The sequence below is a fragment of the Paeniglutamicibacter sp. Y32M11 genome (assembly GCF_019285735.1).
Taxonomy (GTDB): Bacteria; Actinomycetota; Actinomycetes; order Actinomycetales; family Micrococcaceae; genus Paeniglutamicibacter.
Map to the genome: position 1 here is coordinate 580,368 of NZ_CP079107.1, position 17,334 is coordinate 597,701.

The 17,334-nt window shown below is 62.2% G+C and carries 13 protein-coding genes; 10 read left to right on the forward strand and 3 right to left on the reverse strand.

Features of this window, described 5'->3' with window-relative positions; genetic code table 11:
• Positions 1–127 precede the first annotated feature (127 nt).
• Entirely contained in the window at positions 128–1,183 is a 1,056-nt protein-coding gene (locus KUF55_RS02615) for a zinc-dependent alcohol dehydrogenase family protein (RefSeq protein WP_132362369.1), read from the forward strand.
• A 36-nt stretch (positions 1,184–1,219) separates the two neighbouring features.
• Here the strand turns inward: KUF55_RS02615 and KUF55_RS02620 are convergent, their stop codons facing one another.
• The gene (locus tag KUF55_RS02620) at positions 1,220–4,552 is read right to left on the reverse strand and encodes a DEAD/DEAH box helicase (RefSeq protein ID WP_168152430.1); all 3,333 of its coding nucleotides are present in this window, start codon (positions 4,550–4,552) and stop codon (positions 1,220–1,222) included.
• A gap of 102 nt (positions 4,553–4,654) precedes the next feature.
• Here KUF55_RS02620 and KUF55_RS02625 point away from each other — a divergent pair, with 102 nt between their 5' ends.
• Both KUF55_RS02625 and KUF55_RS02630 read left to right on the forward strand, forming a co-directional pair.
• Positions 4,655–5,860: an LOG family protein gene (locus tag KUF55_RS02625; protein WP_218817899.1), complete on the forward strand. Its 1,206-nt coding sequence runs from the start codon at positions 4,655–4,657 to the stop codon at positions 5,858–5,860.
• Between the two features lie 135 nt (positions 5,861–5,995).
• Positions 5,996–6,955 carry an ROK family protein gene (locus KUF55_RS02630; RefSeq protein WP_168152433.1) on the forward strand — a complete coding sequence of 320 codons (960 nt, stop codon included), beginning with the start codon at positions 5,996–5,998 and terminating at the stop codon, positions 6,953–6,955.
• Positions 6,956–7,008: 53 nt separating this feature from the next.
• Here KUF55_RS02630 and KUF55_RS02635 read toward each other — a convergent pair whose 3' ends face one another.
• Both KUF55_RS02635 and KUF55_RS02640 read right to left on the reverse strand, forming a co-directional pair.
• Positions 7,009–7,749 (reverse strand): SDR family NAD(P)-dependent oxidoreductase, encoded by a 741-nt coding sequence (locus tag KUF55_RS02635; protein ID WP_218817900.1) that lies wholly within the window; start codon positions 7,747–7,749, stop codon positions 7,009–7,011.
• A gap of 35 nt (positions 7,750–7,784) precedes the next feature.
• Positions 7,785–8,792, reverse strand: a complete 1,008-nt coding sequence (locus KUF55_RS02640) for a sugar phosphate isomerase/epimerase (protein ID WP_168152435.1) — start codon at positions 8,790–8,792, stop codon at positions 7,785–7,787.
• A gap of 349 nt (positions 8,793–9,141) precedes the next feature.
• Between KUF55_RS02640 and KUF55_RS02645 the strand changes: the two genes are divergently transcribed.
• From KUF55_RS02645 to KUF55_RS02675, 7 genes are all read left to right on the forward strand, one after another.
• The gene (locus KUF55_RS02645; RefSeq protein ID WP_218817901.1) at positions 9,142–9,555 is read left to right on the forward strand and encodes a tautomerase family protein; all 414 of its coding nucleotides are present in this window, start codon (positions 9,142–9,144) and stop codon (positions 9,553–9,555) included.
• 189 nt (positions 9,556–9,744) lie between these two features.
• Positions 9,745–10,743 carry a 5-dehydro-2-deoxygluconokinase gene (gene iolC, locus KUF55_RS02650; protein WP_218817902.1) on the forward strand — a complete coding sequence of 333 codons (999 nt, stop codon included), beginning with the start codon at positions 9,745–9,747 and terminating at the stop codon, positions 10,741–10,743.
• Entirely contained in the window at positions 10,740–11,663 is a 924-nt protein-coding gene (locus tag KUF55_RS02655; protein WP_218817903.1) for a deoxyribose-phosphate aldolase, read from the forward strand. The genes iolC and KUF55_RS02655 overlap by 4 nt, the downstream gene beginning before the upstream one ends.
• Positions 11,664–11,693: 30 nt before the next feature.
• On the forward strand, positions 11,694–13,625 hold the full coding sequence (iolD, locus tag KUF55_RS02660) for a 3D-(3,5/4)-trihydroxycyclohexane-1,2-dione acylhydrolase (decyclizing) (RefSeq protein ID WP_218818675.1): 1,932 nt from the start codon (positions 11,694–11,696) through the stop codon (positions 13,623–13,625).
• 44 nt (positions 13,626–13,669) lie between these two features.
• Entirely contained in the window at positions 13,670–15,190 is a 1,521-nt protein-coding gene (locus KUF55_RS02665; protein WP_218817904.1) for a CoA-acylating methylmalonate-semialdehyde dehydrogenase, read from the forward strand.
• A gap of 126 nt (positions 15,191–15,316) precedes the next feature.
• Positions 15,317–16,249: a sugar phosphate isomerase/epimerase gene (locus tag KUF55_RS02670; RefSeq protein WP_218817905.1), complete on the forward strand. Its 933-nt coding sequence runs from the start codon at positions 15,317–15,319 to the stop codon at positions 16,247–16,249.
• A 66-nt stretch (positions 16,250–16,315) separates the two neighbouring features.
• Positions 16,316–17,329 (forward strand): Gfo/Idh/MocA family protein, encoded by a 1,014-nt coding sequence (locus KUF55_RS02675; protein WP_218817906.1) that lies wholly within the window; start codon positions 16,316–16,318, stop codon positions 17,327–17,329.
• The last annotated feature ends 5 nt before the right edge of the window (positions 17,330–17,334 follow it).

The following is a 17,334-nucleotide window of genomic DNA, read 5'->3' on the forward strand; positions in this document are numbered from 1 at the left end:
AACCGCCGCTTCACCCGCGGACGCGGCGATCCCACCGGCCGCGAGCGCGGGAGAATCACGAGCCCCCAGGATCGGGCATAGGCTGGAAGGCAACAGTCATTCCCCCTTTTCGCAAAGGACAGCTCTCATGCGCGCCACCATGATCCATGGACAGCGGGATATCCGCGTTGATAACCGCCCCGAACCGACCCTGCTCACCGACACCGACGCCATCGTGCGCGTCACCGCGGCCTGTGTCTGTGGATCGGATCTGTGGCCGTACCGAGGGTTCCGTGAGATCACCGCGCCCCGGCCGATCGGCCACGAGTTCATCGGTATGGTTCAGGCGATTGGCGCCAGGGTCACCTCCCTAGCCGTCGGTGACCTCGTGGTGGCCCCGTGGGCCAATAGTTGCGGGACCTGCCCACCGTGCCGTGATGGGGTCCAGGTGGCGTGCGAACATCGCGCCGTCTGGGGTGGTGAGGATGAAAACGGTTTGCCGGTTGATGGTGGCCAGGGAGAGAGCGTTCGTGTACCGAACGCCGACGGCACGCTGGTAGCGGTTCCCGGAGTCACCGAGCCCGATGAGGCCCTGACCAAATCCCTGCTGACGCTCTCTGACGTCATGGGCACCGGGCACCATGCGGCTCTTGGCGCACGGGTGGCCCCGGGGCGCACGGTTGTGGTGGTGGGTGACGGCGCGGTGGGACTCTGTGCCGTGCTCGCGGCCAAGCGACTCGGCGCCACGCGCATCATAGCGATGTCGAGGCACGCTGATCGTGCGGCTCTGGCCAAAAAATTTGGCGCCACCGATGTGGTGGCCGAGCGCGGGGACGCCGCGGCGGCCAAGGTCCGCGAACTGCTCGGCGGGGTACTGGCCGACTCGGTACTCGAATGCGTGGGCACTGCCGAATCCATGGGTCAAGCCCTCGCCTGTACCCGACCCGGTGGGGCGCTGGGCTTTGTTGGTGTGCCCCACGGCGAGAATCCGCTGCCCGTTTCCGTGCTCTTCGCCAAAAACATCTCCGTGGCCGGAGGCGCGGCAAGCACCCGGGAATACCTGCCCGAACTTCTTACCGACGTACTGTCCGGCGCCATCAACCCCGGGCTCGTCTTTGATGCTGTCATGAACCTCGAGCAAGCCCCCGAAGCCTATGCCGCGATGGATGAGCGCCGGGCGATTAAGGTGATGCTGCGCCCCTAGTTCTCCCGACGACCCACCGCGGGGCTGCCGCGCTACTTAGCGCAGCAGCTCGCGGATGTCGTCCGCGTTGAGCACCTTGCCGAAGCCGGCGCCCTCGTCCATGACCGAGGAGATGAGCTGACGTTTGGAATCCTGCAGCGCCACCACCTTCTCCTCGATGGTGTTCTTGGCAACCATCCGGTAGACCATCACATTGCGGGTCTGCCCGATGCGGTGCGCCCGGTCAACCGCCTGCGATTCGGCGGCGGGGTTCCACCACGGATCCAACAGGAAGCAGTAGTCTGCCTCGGTGAGGTTCAGCCCGAAGCCGCCGGCCTTCAGCGAGATCAGGAACACCGGTGCCTCGCCGGACTTGAACGAGTTGATGACCTCGGCACGCTTACGCGTTGAGCCATCGAGGTAGGCGTAGGGAACACCCGCTGCATCCAACCTGTCGGCCGCCTTCTTCAGGAAGGAGGTGAACTGGGAGAAGATCAGCGCGCGGTGGCCCTCGGCCAAAACATCCTCAAGTTGCTCGAAGAGCACATCAAGTTTGGCGCTGGAGACATGTGCGTACTCGGGATCCACCAAGGAGGCGTCCAGGGCCAACATGCGCAGCAGGGTCAGCGACTGGAAGATCGTGAACCGGTTCTTATCCATGTCATCAACCAGGCGCAACACCTTCTGGCGTTCGCGCTGCAGGTGCGTGTCGTACACCTTGCGGTGCTCCGGACCCAGCTCAACCTGCAATACCTGTTCCTGCTTCGGCGGCAGATCTGTCACCACCGCATCCTTGGTACGTCGCAACATAAACGGTCGGACGCGGCGGCGCAGGCGCGTGAGCGGTTCGGGCAGCCCCTGACGCTCGATGGGCCGCTGGTAGTTCTCCGCGAAGCGTACCGATGAGGGGAAGAGTCCGGGGGAGACGATGGCGAAGATCGACCAGAGCTCCATCAGGTTGTTTTCCATCGGGGTACCGGTGATGGCCAGCTTAAAGCGGGCGGGCATATCCCGGGCCACGTGGTGGGCCTTGGTGGCCTTGTTTTTCACAAACTGGGCCTCATCCAAGATCAGACCGGCCCAGGGGATATCGGCGTAGGCGTCGTCATCCAGGCGCAGCAGCGTGTAGGAGGTCACCACGATGTCGTAATCCTTGGCCAGCGTCGCCAGCGAGGACGTCGCCCGCGACTCGGTATCGGTGACGGCGATGACCCGCAGCGAGGGGGCAAAGCGTGCCGCTTCTTCCTTCCAGTTGGAGACCACCGAGGTGGGGGCCACTACCAAGAAGGGAGCACGCTTTCCGATGTGCGGGTTGGGCGCACCGAAGGCCTCGGGGTCGGCCCACACCTGGTGGGCGTGCAGGATCAAGGCCAAGGCTTGGAGGGTCTTACCCAGACCCATATCATCGGCCAGCACCCCGCCCAGACCGTTGCGCCACAGCGTGGCCAGCCAGCCGAAGCCCTCCACCTGGTACGGGCGCAGCGTGGCATTAAGCGTTGGTGGAAGATCGGCAACCTCGGTGGTCTTCAGGTTCACCAGCGAATTCAGGGCACTGATCCATGCGTCGGGCCCCTCAACATGCGAGGCCAAATCCTCCAGCTCTTCCCACAGGGAGAACTGGTACTGCGTCAGGGAAATGTCCGCTTCCTTGTCCTTCATGTCCCGCAGCCCGCCGGCTTCGCTCACCAGCTCACGCAATTTGTCGAAGAGCGGGTCGGAGAGGGAGAAGTAGCTGCGGTCCGGCATCAGCAGCTTGGTTTCGCCCTTGGAGAGGGCGCGCAGGATGTCGGCGAAGGGGATCTGGCGATCTCCGATGGAGATCAGTAGGCCCAGATCAAACCAGTCACGGCGGTCAGATTCCACGGTGGTGATGATCAGTTCCGGCGCTTCGGTGAGCTCGTGGAATTCCGGGCGGATTCCGGACTCGGAGATGACCAGTCCCTCGATTTCCATGAGCTCGGGCAGCACCCGGCGCACGAAGTCGATGACTTCCAATCCCTGGAGGTGACGCGGGCCCAGGACTGCTGCCTCAAATCCGGGGAAGACATTCAGGACGTCAAGCGCGGCATGTTCCAGGGCCGATTCGGTCTCCCGATCCCGGTCAATCGCGTCCACGGCCAGGCCGTGATAGTCATAGGTCCAGTCCATGTCCACGGAATCACGCGCACCGTAGCGGATCTTAGCCACCAGCTTCGGCGGCAGTACCGCAGGCAGCTCAACGGAGGCATCGGGGCTGGTCACGCGCAGCTTGCGGGCCAGTCGCGGGTAAACGCGGGAGAAGAATTCGTCGCGTTCGGCCAGCGGAACGTTAAGTTCTTCGGGGTGCTGCAGCAAGGTGAGCTCGGTGTGGCTCAGCCCGGCGGGCACCTGACCCAGGAAAATCTGGGTGTGTTCCTCGTTGGCCGCATACACACCGTGGTTACCGATGGAACCAGCGGCGCTGTGTGAATCAAGGACAAAGTCGTGTCCCGCGAGCGACAGCGTTGGCGCAAGCGCCAAACCGGACTCGGAGATTTGGGCGCCGAGGGCCACCTGAGCGGGGGAACCGATCAGAATTTGGGTGTTAGGTCGCACGCCGATGAGCTTGATGCCCAGGCGCTTGGCCTCGGTAAAGAGGTCCCAGAGCAGCGAGGAGGAATACTCGTCGAGGTAAAGCCAGTCGTTGTCCTCGCCGAAGTAGAGCTCACCCTTGGCCCGGTAGAGCGGGACAAACTGGCAGAACCAGCGGTGCTGCTCGTTATCGAGGTTCAGCCCGTAGGTTTTGAAGCTGATGTTGTTCCAGCGCAGATTTCCGCGCACCCAGCGGTCTCCGCCCGAATGCACCATCGGGCGCACGGCCAGGCGCCAACGTCGGGAAGCGACCTTCAGCTGGCCGACTCCGGAACCCGGTGCCCATTGCTGGTGTGCCGAAAGCGTGGTGTCCTGCAGCTCGAATTGCAGTCCCATCGGCAATACCGGGTGCTTAGAGTTGGGTCCACCCAAGGACTTTGCGGCGGCCGGTGCCGGGGCCAACAGCTCCTGCAGAGTCTGCTGCCAAACGGGCACCGCCGCGGCGGTGTCGCGGTAGAGAACGTCCTTGGCCCGCAAGTACATGGAGTTGGAATAGATCAGCACCGCAGCCACGTGCTTGCACTTGGGGGCGTCACCACATGAGCATTCGCCCTCGGCGATGATCCGCTCTTCCTTTTTCATGCCCAGTGTGATGCGCACGGGACGGTTCTCTTCTCCGTCTTCGGCCACCGTTCCGGAGAGGATCTGGTCCACTGGGTCCCACTGGAAATCGCTCATTGCAGCGTCGGTGGCCAGCACCTTGCCGCGTGTGAAGGAGGCACCGCCGACGACGCTAAGAATTTCGCGTGCGTCAACCATGGGAAAAGCTGATTCGGTCATCCTCCTATCGTTTCACGTTAGCCAGCCCAGCACGAACCGCGCGGGTACGTGAAGGCGAGAAATACAGCACGTGTCCGCCTTCGTGGCCTAGTCTTTGAACTCATGAACAGCACTCCAGCTTTCCAACCGCTCCCACGCGTCATCGAGATTGCCTCGCTGGCCGACTTTGACAAGCATGTGGCCACGGTCTTGGCGCTGAGTGATAAGCGATTTGCCGCCTCGATGCATGGCTGGCATGTTCAGTCGGTTGACCTGCGTGCCCGCAGCGCGGTGTTGGAGAAATTACGTTCGTCGGGCTCGGTGTTCATGGGGTGTGAAATCGAGGCGAAAATTGAGCGCCGGCTACGTGGCGGCGGGGCGCTGGTTTTTCCCGAAATCCCCGGGCTGCCCTTTGATCCCTACCGTGGTGAGTTGTACACCGGCGCCGAACTTTATGCGGGCCTGGCTGCCGGGTCCTATGAGGGTGTTGTTGACGCGAGAATTTATGCGTGGGCGGCGCACCGGTTGGGCGCAGGAGCTCACGATTCACTGAACGCGGCACTGTCCTCCACGCTGCACGATCACGCCATTGGGCTGCGGCTTGATTCGCAAATCCGCGATGGTGAACTCTCCCATGCCCCGCTGGTCGGGGTCATGGGAGGGCACGCGGCGGCGCGCGGCAGCACCGGATATGCGCTGGCGGCCAGGCTGGGACAGGCGCTCTCGGGGGCGGGCTTCATCGTGGCCACCGGTGGTGGCCCCGGTGCCATGGAGGCGGCGAACCTCGGGGCGTATCTGGGCGCGGGCAACCAGCAGATACTCGATGAGGCACTGGCGATACTCGCGGAGGAACCCGGTTTTGCTCCCTCTGTCACCCGTTGGGCGCGAGCAGCGGCAATGGTCTGTGAACGGTGGCCAGATGGCTTGGCCAATCTGGGGATCCCGACCTGGTTCTATGGGCACGAGCCACCAAATATGTTTGCCACCCATATCGCTAAGTACTTTGCCAATGCCACCCGCGAAGCGGTCTTGCTGCAAAAATGTTCCGGCGGCATCATTTTCCTGCCCGGAGCCGCCGGGACCGTACAGGAAATTTTCCAGGACGCCTGTGAGAACTTCTATGGATCTGCCGAGAGCATCAGCCCAATGGTGCTGGTCGGAGTCGAGTATTGGACCAAGACGTTGCCTGCCTACCCACTGCTTCTGGAACTAGCTCGGGGCAGGGCGATGGAGGAGAAAGTCTTCCTCGTGGATCACCCCGACGAGGCGGTGCGCATCTTGGTGGAGCTAAATAATGGCACGATCTTCGGTGTCCGGGGGCTGGCCTAACTGCGCACACCGGCAGCAGACGACTAAGCTAGAAAGATCATTTCCGGAACTCCGCGCCGCTTTGCTCGACCATTCTCCGCGTTGCTTCCGACCCGTTGGTGCGTTCCTCGCACCTTTAAAGACCGAAGAGAATTCATGCCCGCGCAAAAACTCGCCATCGGCGTAGACATCGGTGGAACGAAAATTGCCGCGGGATTAGTGACTCCCGAAGGGAAAGTGGTGGATCGGCTCCGCCGCCCCACCCCCGGCCACGATGCGCGCGCCGTTGAGGCCACGGTGGTAGAACTGGTGACGCTACTCGGCGAGCAGGCACCTTCCGCGGTAGTTGGCGTGGGTGCGGCCGGTTGGATGGACTCCAGCGGAAGCACCGTACTTTTCAGCCCGCATCTGGCTTGGCGCAACGAACCGTTGCGCCAGCGCCTTGAATTGGCCTTGGGCCGCAGCGTGATGTTGAGCAACGACGCTGATGCGGCGGGCTGGGCTGAACACCGCTTCGGAGCGGCTCGCGGTGAAAACGAGATGTTGTGTCTAACTCTCGGCACGGGAATCGGTGGTGCCATCGTGCTCGGTGGAAAGCTGCAGCGCGGGCGATTTGGCGTCGCCGGAGAATTTGGGCATCAAACACTGGTTCCCGGTGGACACCGGTGTGCCTGCGGAAACCGTGGATGCTGGGAACAATATGCTTCCGGCAATGCGCTGGGGCGCGAAGGACGTAGCCTCGCCGGCTCCAACTCTCCGGTGGCGCATGCGTTGCGCGCCGAGACTCATGGGGACGCCTCGGCGGTCACCGGTGAAATGGTCACGCGCTTGGCCGAGGCCGGGGATCCGGCCTGCTCCGATCTGGTGGCCGAGGCAGGTGAGTGGCTGGGGTTGGGATTGGCGAATCTGGCCGCGGTGTTGGATCCAGGAATCATGGTTATTGGCGGGGGACTAGGCTCGGCTTCGCCTTCCCTGATTGAGGCGGCCACCGTCGCCTACAAAAAGGCCCTGAGCGGGCGTGGCTACCGGCCGTACGCAAAAATTGCCCAAGCAGAATTGGGGCCCGACGCGGGCCTCGTTGGGGCCGCTGATCTGGCCCGCCTGCCCCGCGGTTAACCAACGGCACCCGATACGCGGTGGAGTCCACCGGGTATCGGGCGCCGTTCGATTTATATCGGGCGAGGCGTTCCCGAGGAGGCGGTGGTTCCGCCGTCTACGGGAATAATGGCCCCGGTGATGTATCCGGCATCTGGACTCGCCAAGAACAACACGGCACGGGCAATATCTTCCGGCGTTGCTGGCCGATCCAGGGCGAGCCGGTCCAACAGCCGTGCGGCGAACACCGGATCCTCCAACCGCTGTCGGGTCAGTTGCGTATCGGTGAAGGCCGGGGCCACGGCATTGACCCGCACCCCGTGGTCACCTAGGTCCAGGGCCAAGCTCTGGACCATGGCGTTCAGGGCTCCTTTGGTGGCGTTGTAGGCGAACTGGTTCCAATCTCCGCGGATTCCCGAAACCGAGGAAATGGCCACGATATTGCCGCGGCTTGTCTTTAACGCCGGCAGAACAGCCCTGGCCAGAATGATGAACGCGTCAACGTTGACCGCATGCATCCGGTGCCACGCGTCATCGTCAAAAGTCTCAAGATCACTGGGCTCGCACCAGCCGGCATTACTGATGACGATATCCAGTCGGCCGAAACGTGCCAGCAGATCGGCAACTGACCGTCCGACCTCGGCACGATCGGTCACATCGCAGACCAATACCAGGGACCGGTCTTCCGGATGGTCTTGGACCGTGGTGCGCAACGAACTCGCGGTGCGACCCAGAACCACCACCGTGGCGCCCTGCTCCAAGAATCCCCGGGCGATGCTGCGACCGATGCCGGAGCCGGCTCCGGTGACGAGCACTACGCGGCCCTCGTAGGGGTAGCGGGCCCAAGCAATCACCGCGTTGTACCGGCCAGTGCCTCATTGGCGGCGCGCAGCACCGTCGAGGCGACCTCGAGGCCTTCGATGCGGCCCAAGGAAACGTCTTCGTGCTCAATGTTGACCCACATGTCGGGATCGATTTCGTGCAGGGCACGTAAGAATTCCGTCCAATACGCAGCGTCGTGCCCCTTGCCGAGGGCCACGAAGTCCCAGGCGGCGTCCTTGGGCCATTCATTGGCCCATTCGTCCCCGCCAAGGTTGGTGCGCGGCTCAGAAATATCGAGTTTGCGGAAGCGGTTATCCAGCACGCCATAGATGGCGGCCGCCGGATTAATCCGAACGTCCTTGGCTGCAGCATGGAAGACCAGCGGGCCGAGATCTCGGATGACAGCCACCGGGTCCATCTGCTGCCAGAAAAGGTGGGAGGCATCAAGCTCGACACCGACGTGTGTTGCGCCGGTGCGCTCGATCAGTTCGCGAATTCCCGCGGGATTAAAGACAACATTCTGCGGGTGGAGTTCGAGTGCCACCTTCACACCGTGATCGGAGGCAAGTTTGTCGGTTTCCATCCAGAAATCGGCGGCAACACCCATTTGGTAGTCGAGGACATCCAGCGAGGCGGAGTTCCAGGCGTTGACGATCCAGTTCGGTGTGGTGGCCCCGGGCTCTCCGCCCGGTAGACCTGACATGGTGACCACTCGGTCCTGACCCAGACGTTCGGCCAGTCGGATGGAACGACGGATGTCTTCGGCATGGGCGTCACCGATAATTGGGTTCGGATGCAGGGGGTTGCCATTGCAATTTAGCCCTGCGATCGAAACACCCGTTCCCTCGAAGGTTCCCAGATATTCGTCACGGGCGGCATCGCTGGAGAGGATCTCGTCAAAATTTGGGATGTGCACCGGAGGAAGGAAGCCGCCGGAATTAATCTCGATCCCGGTCAAACCAGCCTTGCCGACGGCTTTAAGTGCCTCCGGTAGCGAGCGGTCGTGCAGGACGGCGTTGTAGACACCGAGTTTCATGGCTTTCCTTACTTTCTGGAGATGGTGAGGGCGGGAGCTTCCGGCGATTCAACGCTGGATCTGTCGAAATCGGTCAACATGTTGGACCAGGGCACCCAGGCGCGGCGGCCCTAGGGATATTTTGGAGCGCTCCAAAATGTGGCCTACCTAAAATATATCCACACTAGGTCAAGTTGTCCATACAAAGTTTTGGCCGTATCCATTTCCGCAGAGAGTGACGAGGGTGAGTTGTTAGTGGCGGTGCGTCATTTCGCCTATTGACTTTGTCAGTATGTCAGGACAAACTGTTTTAGTGTCCACCGAATTGAGATGGGTTGCCCCGGCTAAATGGGAAGGGAGTGTGGGAATCATGCCGATGATTCGCATTGATGTTACCGAGGGGCGCGCGCCCGAGGAGCTGGAGAAGCTCAGTAGGGCCATTCATATCGCAGTGGTGGAGGAGTATCGCATCCCGGAGGGCGATTACTTCCATGTCATCACCGAACATCCGCGCGGCCAGGTTGTTGCTCTTGATGCCGGGCTTGGGTTTGAGCGCAGCGATGCAGTGGTGATGATCCAGATCTTCACCCAGCGCGGGCGCTCCGGGGAAGCCAAGAGCGCCCTGTTTGCCGCGATCGCACGCGAGCTGCAGGGGGTTGGTGTGGCCGGGGAGGATGTCTTTATCGGCTATCTGGAAAACGGTGCCGAAGATTGGTCGTTCGGATTTGGCCGCGCCCAATATTCCACCGGCGAGCTGGCCATCCCGAGCTCCCGTGAGGCTTGAGTGAATGATGAGACTTGTGACCGAGCGTCGCTTCATTACTCTCGTTGTAAATATGACAGTACAAACCTTTGACAGGACAAAGTTTATGGTGCAGAGTATTTCCTGTGGCTTGACTCACAATCATGAACCCCTCAAAGCTGATGCGAAACCGCACAGCCAGGAACCAGCGAAGAAAGGACGTCGATCCGCGTGACTCACGACGTACTCACCATCGGACGCATCAGCGTCGACGTCTACCCGAACGACATCGGAGTCCCACTCGGCGAGGTGAACAGCTTCGGCAAGTACCTGGGCGGATCGCCCACAAACGTGGCTGTTGCCGCGGCCCGACACGGGCGCCGTACCGCGGTCATCACCCGCATCGGCGACGACGAGTTCGGCAGCTACCTTGAGCGCGAACTAGACAAGTTCAACGTCGACCGCCGGCATGTCAGCCGCGTGCCTGGACTGCAGACTCCCGTCACCTTCTGCGCCATCATGCCGCCGGAAGATTTCCCGCTCTACTTCTACGGCCGTTTCCCTACCGCGCCCGACTGGAAGATCGCCACCGAAGAACTCGATGTAGACGCCATCCGCAGTACACGGATTTTCTGGTCCACCGTCACCGGACTGAGTCAAGAACCCAGCGCCAGCGCCCACATCGCCGCCCACGAAATGCGTAGCCGTGACACGTTACGATCCGACCAATTCACTGTCTTGGATCTGGATTACCGTCCCATGTTCTGGGAGTCGGAAGAGGCCGCCCGGCTACAGGTCGCCAAGATCCTTCCCCACGTCACCGTGGCCATCGGCAACGACAAGGAATGTGCCGTGGCCGTCGGTGAAGGCACTCCCGACGAGCAGGCTGATCGACTGTTGGCAGCAGGAGTCGAAATTGCCGTGGTCAAGCTGGGCGCCGAGGGCGTCATGGCTAAGACCCGCACCGAACGCGTGGTCTCCGCCCCGGTGCCGGTGCAGACCGTCAACGGGCTCGGGGCCGGAGATTCCTTCGGTGGAGCCTTCTGCCACGGGCTGCTCTCCGGCTGGCCCTTGGAACAAGTCCTTGACTATGCCAACGCGTCGGGCGCCATCGTCGCGTCCCGGCTGGCCTGCTCCGACGACATGCCTACTCCATCCGAGGTCAACGCATTGTTGGCCGAACGTGGCCGCACCGTACCCGGGCCAGCAACCATCGAGGTCTCCCCATGAGCGCCAACCCGTCCGCCGATCGCGAAGATCCGCGCCGCTACGAACATTTGACCACCCTTCGTCTGGAAGATCCGAGCGCTGTGGCCCGTGCTGCGACCACTCGAATCCGCCACGAGGGCGCGCGCGCCGGGAAACAGAACTTCATCATCGCTGCGGACCACCCCGCACGCGGCGCGCTATCGGTTGGCAATCGCACCATGGTCATGGCAGATCGCCGCGAACTGCTGGACCGACTCCAGATTGCCTTGCAAAACCCCGCCGTTGACGGCATCTTGGCCAGCCCTGACATCCTTGATGACCTGTTGCTGCTCGGCGCACTCGAGCACAAATTGGTCTTTGGTTCAATGAACCGCGGGGGGCTATCCGGCTATGTCAACGAATTTGATGATCGCTTCACCGGGCACACCGCCCAGGCACTGGCGGACATCGGCGCAGACGGTGGCAAGATGCTCACCCGCATCGCCTTGGGCGACCCCGCAACGGCCGTAACCCTGGAAGCCACCGCCCATGCCATCGACGAACTGGCGCAGCGCAAGCTCATCGCCATGGTCGAGCCGTTCCTTTCCGAATGGCACCAAGGCAAGGTCCGAAACGATCTGAGCCCCGATGCGGTGATCAAGTCGATCGGTATCGCTTCCGGACTCGGCGGCACCAGCGCCTACACCTGGATGAAACTTCCGGTGGTGCCCGAGATGGAACGAGTCATGGCCGCCACCACGTTGCCCACCGTATTGCTCGGTGGAGACCCAGCAGGATCCCCGGATGAAGTCTTCGCATCCTGGCAAGCGGCGTTGGCCCTACCCGGGGTCCAAGGACTCACCGTCGGTCGCACCCTGCTTTATCCGCAGGACGGCGACGTCGCCGCAGCGGTAGCCACCGCAGCCTCCCTGCTTAACCCCGCCAACATCCCCGCCGAATAGGAGCACCGCAGAGTAATGGCTACACGCAGAATGACTGTCGCCCAGGCCGTCGTGGAATTCCTGGGCAAGCAATACACCGTTGATAACATCGGTGCCGAGTCCTATCGCGAACGACTCATCCCGGGCATGTTCGGTATCTTCGGGCATGGGAACGTGGCAGGAGTGGGCCAGGCACTGAAGCAGTGGCAGGTGCGCGATCCCGCCCTCATGCCCTACTACCAGGGCCGAAACGAGCAGGCCCAGTCGCACCAGGCCGTCGGCTATGCCCGGCACACTCGTCGCCGAGCTACCTACGCGGTTTCCACCTCCATTGGACCGGGCTCCTCCAATCTGCTCACCGGCGCGGCGCTGGCCACGGCCAACCGTCTCCCGGTGCTCTTGTTGCCCTCCGATACCTTCGCCACCCGGGCCGCGGATCCGGTGCTGCAGCAGTTGGAACATTCACACGGTTACGACATCACCGTCAACGACGCCTTCCGACCGCTGTCCAAGTACTTCGACCGAGTCAACCGCCCCGAGCAGCTTTTCTCGGCGATGCTGCACGGACTGCGGGTGCTCACCGATCCGGCCGAGACCGGGGCGGTGACCATCTCCCTGCCCCAAGACGTGCAGGCAGAGGTCTTTGATGTGCCAGAGGAATTCCTGGCAGAACGAGACTGGAAAATTCGTCGACCCGAACCCGAATCTGACGACATCGCCCGTGCCGCGGCAATGATTAAGGCTGCAAAGAGCCCGCTGATTATTGCCGGTGGAGGCGTTTTGTATTCCTTCGCCCAAGAGGCGCTGCTGGAACTGGCCCAAAAAACTGGCATCCCTGTCGCCTACACTCAGGCCGGTGTCGGAACCATCGCTTGGGACTCGCCACATTCGCTCGGTGCCATTGGTTCCACCGGTACCACCGCGGCCAACGCGCTGGCCGCCGAGGCCGATCTGGTCATTGGTGTCGGGACCCGCTACGAGGATTTCACCACCGCCTCACGCACTGCTTTCCAGAACCCCGATTTGCGCTTCATCAACATCAACGTCGCACCGCTGGACGCCTACAAGCACGGCACCGCGCTGCCTATCGTCGCCGATGCGCGCAAGGCGTTGAACGCACTGAACACCGCACTGGGTGGGTACCGCGTTGGCGCCGATCTTCAATCCATGATCGCCGCCGAAAAGAAGCGCTGGGATGCCACGGTGGATGCTGCCTTCTCCACCCGGCACAACCCGTTGCCGGCGCAAAATGAGATCATCGGCGCCGTTCACGGCGCCATGGACGAACGCGACGTGGTCATCTGTGCTGCCGGGTCATTGCCCGGTGACCTGCACAAGATGTGGCGCATCAAGGACGCCTACGGTTACCACGTGGAATACGCGTTCTCCTGCATGGGATATGAGATCGCCGGCGGCCTGGGCGTTAAGCGCGCGGTCATCGACGAGGCGACCCGCGGTGCGGCAGATAACCGCGACGTGGTGGTCATGGTCGGGGACGGCTCCTACCTGATGATGCACACCGAATTAGTCACCGCGGTGGCCGAGGGCATCAAACTGATCACCGTGCTGATCCAGAACCACGGTTACGCCTCCATCGGTTCGCTCTCCGAATCCTTGGGTTCCCAACGCTTTGGCACTCAATACCGTGAGTTGGACGCAAAAACGCATTCCTTCGATGCCGGGGAAAAACTGCCGATCGATCTGGCCACCAACGCCGAGTCCTTGGGCGTGCGGGTCATCAGGATCGAACCGGGCACCGACGCGATCAGCAAACTCGCCGAGGCCGTGACCGCGGCCAAGGCCGCACCGGAAGGCAGCGGCCCGATCCTGATCCACGTTGAATCCGATCCGCTACTGGACGCCCCGGACTCCGAATCCTGGTGGGACGTGCCGGTCTCCGGGGAATCGGACCTCGAGAGCACCCAAGCCGCCTTCGATACCTACACCGGGCACAAAGCGCGCCAACGCCCGTTCCTGGGCTAACCCCTCACCCCAACGAACTCACACCACAGAAGGACTGTCTTTTCATGAGCACCACTACTCAGGCCACCTCGGTGACCACCATCCAGCACGTCATCAATGGTCTTGAGACCTCCGGCGAGGGGACCACCACCCAGCCGGTCTACAACCCGGCCACCGGTGAAATCACCGCCAACTTGGCGCTGGCTTCCGCAGCCGACGTGGAAGCAACCGTTGCTGCCGCCCGCACCGCAGCCGATTCCTGGGGGGACACCTCCATCGCCAAGCGCACCGCGGTGCTCTTCAAGTTCCGCGAATTGCTGGCAGCCAACACCGACGCCCTGGCCCACATTGTCACTGCCGAACATGGCAAGGTCCTCTCCGACGCCGCCGGTGAAATTGGTCGCGGATTAGAAGTTGTCGAGTACGCCTGCGGCATCTCGCAGTCGCTCAAGGGTGAATACTCCGACCAGGTCTCCACCGGCATCGATGTCTTCTCCTTCCGCCAGCCCCTTGGCGTGGTCGCCGGCATCACACCCTTCAACTTCCCTGTGATGGTCCCGCTCTGGATGGCACCCGTCGCAATTGCCGCTGGCAACGCGTTTATCCTCAAGCCCTCCGAGCGTGACCCCTCCGCGGCAGTGTTCATGGCTCGCCTTTTCAAGGAAGCCGGACTTCCCGACGGCGTCTTCCAGGTCCTGCACGGTGGCAAGGAAACGGTTGACGGTTTGTTGCACCATCCGCTCATCGACGGAATCTCCTTCGTCGGATCCACCCCCATCGCCAAGTACGTCCATGAGACGGCTACCGCCAACGGCAAGCGTGTTCAGGCGCTGGGTGGGGCAAAAAACCACGCGGTGATCATGCCCGACGCCGACATGGAACTTGCCGCCGACCACCTCACGGCCGCGGCCTTCGGCTCCGCCGGACAGCGCTGCATGGCCATCTCCGTGGCAGTTGCCGTCGGGACCGCCGCCGACGTTTTGGTGGATAAACTGGTGGCCCGCGCCAAGGACATCAAGGTCTCTCACGGATTGGATGCCGAGGCCGACATGGGCCCGGTCATCACCCCGGTCTCCAGGACCCGCGTCGAAAAGATCGTGGGTGAGGCAGCTGAGGCCGGTGCCGCGATCATCGTTGACGGCCGCGACCTGGTGGTCAAGGACCACGAAAACGGTTTCTTTGTTGGCCCGACCATTATCGACAAGGTCAACACCGAAATGAGCGCCTACACCGAGGAAATCTTTGGACCGGTTCTGGCCATCGTGCGCGTGGCAACCCTGGCCGAAGCCATCGAGGTTGTGAACGCCAACCCGTACGGCAATGGCACCGCGATCTTCACCTCCAACGGTGCCGATGCACGCACCTACACGCGTCGTGTCCACGTCGGTATGGTCGGGGTCAACATCCCGCTGCCGGTTCCGGTGGCCTGGCACTCCTTCGGTGGCTGGAAGAACTCACTCTTTGGTGAGCACCACATCTACGGTGCAGATGGTGTGCGCTTCTACACCCGTGGCAAGGCCGTGACCCAGCGCTGGCCAGAACACAAGGAAGAATCCAATGCTTCCTTCGCGTTCCCCTCGAACTAGGGCGCTAGCCCACTAAATGCCCTCGGGAACCCAACAACGCCCAAGGCACCGGTGGCGGGCCCCAACCGCCCGCCACCACGGCAGCACACACTTCACTTCACGACTCCTGAGAGAAAGGTCCGCGAGATGCCGGACATCGAGAACAAGCTCATCATTGGCACTGCTCCGGATTCGTGGGGTGTCTGGTTTCCGAATGATGACAAACAGACCCCTTGGGAACGATTCCTCGATGAGGTCGTCGAATCCGGATATAAGACCATCGAGCTGGGTCCCTATGGTTACCTGCCGACCGATCCGGTGCGGTTGGCCGAGGAGCTGACGGCTCGTGACCTGAAGGTGTGTGCGGGTACGGTATTCACCGCCTTCCACCGCGGACTCGACGGCAGTGCCGCGGCGTGGGACGAAGCCTGGGAACCGGCTCGCCAGGTAGCCGAACTCACCGCCGCCATGGGAGGAGAACACATCGTGGTCATCCCCGCCATGTGGCGCGATGACGTCACGGGTGAAGCCGTGGAAAGTGAGCAGCTCAGTGCCTCTGGCTGGGACGCACTCTTCACCGGACATGACCGACTGGGCAAGATCCTGCTGGAGGACTTCGGGCTAAAGCAGCAATTCCATTCGCACGCCGACTCACACGTCTGCGCCCAGGTGGACATCGAAACCTTCCTGCAGAACACCGACCCCGCCTACACCAACCTCTGTCTAGACACCGGTCATGCCGAATATGGGGGAGCCTCCTCGTTGGAATTGATCCGCAAGCACCCCGAGCGCATCGGCTACCTGCACTTAAAGCAGATCGACCCGAGCGTGCTGGCCACGGTTAGGGAACAGAATATGACCTGGGCAGCTGCCAACAAGGCGGGGGTCATGGTGGAACCACCCAACGGGTTGCCCGACCTGCGCGCGGTGATCGAGGCCGTGGAGGCCCTGAACAAACCCGTCTACGGGATCGTTGAACAGGATATGTACCCGGTCTTAGACTTCTCGGTTCCCATGCCCATTGCCAAGCGCACCGCCACACACCTGCTCTCCTGCGGTTCACGCACGCGCGTCCGCTAGCACCACCCTCACCCCAACGCTGCTGGCCCCTTAAAAGGGGCTCTTAAAGACAAGGAAACACCCCAGATGAGTTCACCATTGCGCGTAGCGGTCATTGGAGCCGGACGTATGGGCGCCGATCACATCCAGCGCCTGCACCACAGGATCTCCGGTGCCGTTGTTGCCGCCGTCGTCGACATCGATGAGGCCAGGGCCAATGCCGCCATCGCCGGGATTGAAGGCGCAGTGGCGCTCACCGACGCCCAGTTGGCTCTGGACTCCGCTGACATCGATGCGATCCTGATCGCCACCCCGGGTTTCTTGCACCAGGACATCTTGTTCAAGGCCCTAGAGCGGGACATCCCTATCCTCTGCGAAAAGCCGCTGACCCCGGATGCCGAGTCGTCCTGGGCCGTGGTGCAGGCCGAGGCCAAGCTGGGCCGCAAGCGCATTCAGGTTGGCTTCATGCGCCGCTACGACGCCGAATACGCCCAGTTGCGCGAGCTGATTGCCGGTGGTGACTTGGGCGAGCTGCTGATGCTCCACCACCAGCACCGCAACCCCGACACCCCGGCCGGCTTCACCAACGAGATGCTGATCAACGACTCGGTCGTCCACGAGTTTGATGCCATCCGTTTCTTTACCGGCGAGGAAATCACCTCGGTGCAGGTGCGCCTGGGCAAGGCCACCAAAAACGCCCCGGAAGGCCAACACGATCCGCAGCACGTGCTCCTTGAGACCGAGTCCGGTGTTCTGGCCGACGTGGAAATCTACGTCAATGCACTCTTTGGTTACGAGGTCGCTACCCAGGCGTCCTTCGAAACCGGCATCGTATCCATCGGCAACGATTCGGGACCGTATGTACGCACCTCTGGTAAATGGGGCGGCAACGTCACCCCCGGTTTTGAGGAACGTTTTGGCGCCGCCTACGATACCGAGATTCAGGCCTGGGTTGACGCCGCGGCCGTCGGGGAATTGGGTGGGCCGAGCGCCTGGGATGGCTACGCCACCGCGGCCTGCTGTGAGGCGGGCGTCGAGGCACAGCGCACCGGCGAAAAGGTCGCAGTGAAGCTCAACGAAAAGCCAGCCCTGTACAGCTAGCCACG

Coding starts and splice junctions, on each gene's coding strand:
- KUF55_RS02615 (WP_132362369.1), top strand. CDS start 128: ATGCGCGCCACCATGATCCATGGACAGCGGGATATCCGCGTTGATAAC.
- KUF55_RS02620 (WP_168152430.1), bottom strand. CDS start 4,552: ATGACCGAATCAGCTTTTCCCATGGTTGACGCACGCGAAATTCTTAGC.
- KUF55_RS02625 (WP_218817899.1), top strand. CDS start 4,655: ATGAACAGCACTCCAGCTTTCCAACCGCTCCCACGCGTCATCGAGATT.
- KUF55_RS02630 (WP_168152433.1), top strand. CDS start 5,996: ATGCCCGCGCAAAAACTCGCCATCGGCGTAGACATCGGTGGAACGAAA.
- KUF55_RS02640 (WP_168152435.1), bottom strand. CDS start 8,792: ATGAAACTCGGTGTCTACAACGCCGTCCTGCACGACCGCTCGCTACCG.
- KUF55_RS02645 (WP_218817901.1), top strand. CDS start 9,142: ATGCCGATGATTCGCATTGATGTTACCGAGGGGCGCGCGCCCGAGGAG.
- KUF55_RS02655 (WP_218817903.1), top strand. CDS start 10,740: ATGAGCGCCAACCCGTCCGCCGATCGCGAAGATCCGCGCCGCTACGAA.
- iolD (WP_218818675.1), top strand. CDS start 11,694: ATGACTGTCGCCCAGGCCGTCGTGGAATTCCTGGGCAAGCAATACACC.
- KUF55_RS02665 (WP_218817904.1), top strand. CDS start 13,670: ATGAGCACCACTACTCAGGCCACCTCGGTGACCACCATCCAGCACGTC.
- KUF55_RS02670 (WP_218817905.1), top strand. CDS start 15,317: ATGCCGGACATCGAGAACAAGCTCATCATTGGCACTGCTCCGGATTCG.
- KUF55_RS02675 (WP_218817906.1), top strand. CDS start 16,316: ATGAGTTCACCATTGCGCGTAGCGGTCATTGGAGCCGGACGTATGGGC.